Origin of the sequence: Actinospica durhamensis, from assembly GCF_018139695.1 — a bacterium.
GTDB lineage: Bacteria > Actinomycetota > Actinomycetes > Streptomycetales > Catenulisporaceae > Actinospica > Actinospica durhamensis.
The window spans coordinates 1-3,968 of sequence record NZ_JAGSOG010000450.1; the positions used below are offsets into that span (position 1 = coordinate 1).

The 3,968-nt window shown below is 71.6% G+C and carries 5 protein-coding genes; 3 read left to right on the forward strand and 2 right to left on the reverse strand.

What is annotated here, in order from left to right; genetic code table 11:
• The 3 genes from KDL01_RS39630 to KDL01_RS39640 form a co-directional block, all read left to right on the forward strand.
• The coding region (locus KDL01_RS39630) for a response regulator transcription factor (RefSeq protein ID WP_212533875.1) at nt 1-467 on the forward strand (467 nt) is incomplete at its 5' end.
• Between the two features lie 353 nt (nt 468-820).
• On the forward strand, nt 821-2,116 hold the full coding sequence (rho, locus tag KDL01_RS39635) for a transcription termination factor Rho (protein ID WP_212533876.1): 1,296 nt from the start codon (nt 821-823) through the stop codon (nt 2,114-2,116).
• 248 nt (nt 2,117-2,364) lie between these two features.
• Complete coding sequence (locus KDL01_RS39640) at nt 2,365-2,901, forward strand: hypothetical protein (RefSeq protein WP_212533877.1); 537 nt, start codon at nt 2,365-2,367, stop codon at nt 2,899-2,901.
• Between the two features lie 102 nt (nt 2,902-3,003).
• Here the strand turns inward: KDL01_RS39640 and KDL01_RS39645 are convergent, their stop codons facing one another.
• Nucleotides 3,004-3,681 carry a hypothetical protein gene (locus KDL01_RS39645; protein ID WP_212533878.1) on the reverse strand — a complete coding sequence of 226 codons (678 nt, stop codon included), beginning with the start codon at nt 3,679-3,681 and terminating at the stop codon, nt 3,004-3,006.
• Nucleotides 3,682-3,754: 73 nt separating this feature from the next.
• Nucleotides 3,755-3,968 (reverse strand): cytochrome P450 (locus KDL01_RS39650; RefSeq protein WP_212533879.1); only part of this gene is annotated, 214 nt, incomplete at its 5' end.

The following is a 3,968-nucleotide window of genomic DNA, read 5'->3' on the forward strand; positions in this document are numbered from 1 at the left end:
GCGGCGTCGTCGGCGCGGCGCGAGCGGCGGGGCCGCGGGAGGAGAGCGGGTTCGGCCGGTTCGCCCAGGAGGCGAATCTGACCGGGCGTGAGGCGGAGGTGCTGCGCCACCTGCTGGACGGACACTCCAACCGGCGCATCTCGCGCAGCCTGCACATCTCCGAGTCCACGGTGAAGAACCACCTGCACGCCATCTTCGTCAAGCTCGACACCAGGGATCGAACTCAGGTCATCGCAAAGGTCTACCGGTTCATGGCGCAGTACGCGGTGCGGACCGCGCCGCCGCCATCGCCATCGCCATCGCCATCGCCATCGCCATCGCCATCGCCATCGCCATCGCCGGCCCACATGCTGCCGGCCCAGACGCTGCCCGCGCAGACGCTGCCGGCCCAGCCGACACAGCCGACCCCGACGGCATCGCCGCAGGTGGGAGGTGACACAGCGGGAGCATGCGACGCCGGGGGGTGAGGCGTGCTAGTCTGTAAGAAGCGTGGGGGCGCGAAACTCACCCGTGACCATTCCGGTGAAACGTGTCCGGTGATCCGAACAGTGATCCCGATTCCCTGATCGAGCCCGCGAGCTCGAGCTGATCCGCCGCGTCGACGACTTCGTCTTTCGCCGCACGGTAAACCCCCGGCCGCGCTCTCTCACGCGGGGCCCGTAGTTCTCGGCTCGGCCGCCCGGTCTCCTCGACGCATCGCGTCCGGCCCGGCGGCGGATGTTCCGCACCGGCTCGGCCCCCCACTTCTCGGCGCGCGTTCTGCGCCGGAACCCACCACAGACATTCCCAGACTGACTCTCTGCATAAGGACTCGAGAACCATGACCACCACACTGGACCGACCCACGGCCGCGCGTTCCGACAGACGCCCGAGCCGCCGCGCCGCCGCCGACACCTCGGCCGCGGCCACGAACCTCTCACCCACCTCGTCCGCACCCGAGGACACCGCGCCGCACCCGGTCAGCGGGATCGTCGAGCTGCAGGACCAACACGGATTCCTGCGGGTGACCGGCTACCTGCCAGGACCCCGGGACCACTACATCTCCGCCGATCTGATCCGCCGCCACAAGCTGCGCACCGGCGACTACGTGCACGGCGCCGGACGGGCGCCGTCGCAAAGCTCGGCCCGCACCTCCGCGTACGCCTCGGCCCAGGCCAAGGCCAGCCCGCTGGTGAGTGTCGAGAGCGTCAACGGCCGTCGCACCGATGACCCGGACGCCCAGCGCGAACGCCCGCGCTTCGCCGAGCTCACTCCGCTGCACCCGCGCGAGCAGCTGCGGCTCGAGACCGGCCCGGCCGAGCCGGGCACCCGCGTCATCGACCTGCTCACGCCGATCGGCAAGGGCCAGCGCGGCCTGATCGTGGCGCAGCCGAAGACCGGCAAGACCCAGCTGCTGCGCTCGATCGCGCAGGCCGTGGAGCGCAACCACCCCGAATGCCACCTCATGGTGGTGCTGCTCGACGAGCGGCCCGAGGAGGTCACCGACATGCGCCGCACGGTCGGCGGCGAGGTCATCTCCTCCACCTTCGACCGGCCCGCGTACGAGCACATCGCCGCCGCCGAACTCGCGGTGGAGCGGGCCAAGCGGATCGCGGAGCTCGGCGGCGACGTCGTGATCCTGCTCGACTCGCTCACCCGGCTGTGCCGCGCGCACAACAACAACGCCAAGCCCGGCGGGCGCACCCTGTCCGGCGGCGTGGACGCCGCGGCGATCGCGAAGCCCAAGCAGCTGTTCGGCGCGGCCCGCAACCTCGAGGAGGCGGGCTCGATCACCATCCTGGCCACCGCCCTGGTCGAGACCGGCTCGCGCGCGGACGACTTCTTCTTCGAGGAGCTCAAGAGCACCGGCAACATGGAGCTGCGCCTGGACCGCGCGCTGGCCGAGCGACGGCTGTTCCCGGCGGTCGACGTGACCGGCTCGGGGACCCGGCGCGAGGAGCTGCTGGTCTCGCCCGAGGAGCTCGACACGGTGCGGCGGCTGCGCCGCGTGCTGGCCGCGCAGTCCGGCGCGCAGGCCACCGAACTGCTGCTGGAGCGGATGCGCCACACCCGCGACAACGCCGAGTTCCTCCGGCAGATCCGGCAGACCACGCCGGCGGGCTCGACAGAGTCCTGAGACAGGACGGACGTCCACGGCAGCCCGGACCCGTCCGCAGGCGCACGGCTCACCTGACGGCATCCGGCCGCGCCCGACGGTGCCCACCGGATGCCCGGCGATCGAGTGAATCGGCCGCGGCCCCGGTTGCGGGGCGGCACAAGGCCTTGACAGAGTCGAAGGTACCGACTCTCGTGCGCACGGGTCCTCGGCAACGCCCGCGGCGGACGGGTTCCGCCGGACGTACCAACCCGAAAGAGTGTCACCACATGCGTTCGCTTCGCATCGCGCTGGGCCTGTCCACCAGCCTGGCCGTCGCCGCCGGCTCCGCGTTCGCCGCGGCTTCGAGCGCCTCGGCCGCCTCGACCAACTCGCTGACCCGCACGCTGTTCCAGGACTCCGGCCTGACCGTCCAGCAGAGCCACGGCTTCATCGCCGGCACCGGCTCGGCCGCGGCCGTGAAGTCGGCCGCGAGCGAGCTCACCGGCCTCGGCGTAGGCAACACGGCGCTCTACACCGGCGTCGGCGCGACCGGCCAGGGCATCGTCATCCTCACCGGGAACGACGAGCCGGAGGGCACCGACTTCCAGGTGGTGAACATGACCGCGGCCCACCTGCAGAACGACTCGGCCGACCTCGACGCCGTGTACGCGGACGACGGCGGCGCCCTGGCCGCCACCGTGGCCCCGGGCAGCTCGAGCGACATCACCCCGGTGGACGTGGACTTCGCGCTCTACCCGCCGGGCGCCACTCCCCCGCCGGACAACCGCGGCCTGAACCCGAGCGCCCAGTTCACCTGGAGCTAGCGGTCGGCAACCAAGGACTCGAGCACAGAGCGGGCCCGGGGCGTTCCCGGGCCCGCTCTCCGATCCGCCCTCCGGGTTCGCCTGGGCTCACCGTCACGCCGCTTACTCTGGCGAAAGCGTCCGCAGGAGCCTGCCGAACCGGTCGCGGTCAGCGAGTGCGACCTCGACGGCGCGCCGGAGAGCCGCGTCCCACCCGGCCGGATAATCGCCCGGATCGAGAGTGAAGCACAGCGACAGCTCGACGCGCTCGGCTGCGTCATCGGTAGCGAGGAAGGCACGCAGGCACGCCTGGCGTGCCCGGCCGCGCACCTCGACGAGCTCCCGGTCGGCCGCCTCGATCTCAGCGCGGTGTTCGCGCACTTCGCGCAAGTCGTAGGCCATCACGGGGCGCGCCCAGTACATCGCCATCGTCACGCCGGTTCGCTCCGCGGCGTCACCCGACTCGACATATCCGATCAGTGCCTCCAGGACTGCGCGGGCGCCGAGCGCACGCAGAGCAACCTGGATGAGCTGGCGATTGCCGCTCCGTTCGATGTCGTGCACGATCGCGCTCAGCACGAGATCGGCATGCTCCCGAACACCGTCAAGGTTCTGCGCCGCCGCTCGGGCGATCGCCAGGCGCTTGGTCTCGCAACGCTCGTACCAGCCCCGCTCGCGACCGTCCAGCCGAGGCCGCCACGGCCCCTCGTCCGGATCGAAGATCTCGGCCAACTGATCGAGAAGCGGCTCGAACGCGGCTTCACGCCCCGGCGGATCAGCGATCATCTCCAGCAACCTCACGACACCTCCCGCCCTCGACGCGGCCAGAGTCTCTCATGTCGCACGACTCTGCGGATGGTCCCCACGGCGCTCTCTAACGCGCCGTGGGGATCATTCGCAGGTCCTGCGGCGCCATGGTCGCGCCGACGCTGGGGCGCACGTGCGAGCCGGGGGCGGGGCGCAGGATCCAGCGGGTGCTGACGGCGGCGAGGGCGAGGACCGCTTCGGTGAAGGCGAAGTCCTCGCCGATGCACTTGCGGCGGCCGGCGGCGAAGGGCAGGAAGGCGCCGCGGGCGGGGGGCTTGGCG

Excerpts from the sequence above, each read along its gene's own strand:
- rho (WP_212533876.1), top strand. The coding sequence starts at position 821 with ATGACCACCACACTGGACCGACCCACGGCCGCGCGTTCCGACAGACGC.
- KDL01_RS39640 (WP_212533877.1), top strand. The coding sequence starts at position 2,365 with ATGCGTTCGCTTCGCATCGCGCTGGGCCTGTCCACCAGCCTGGCCGTC.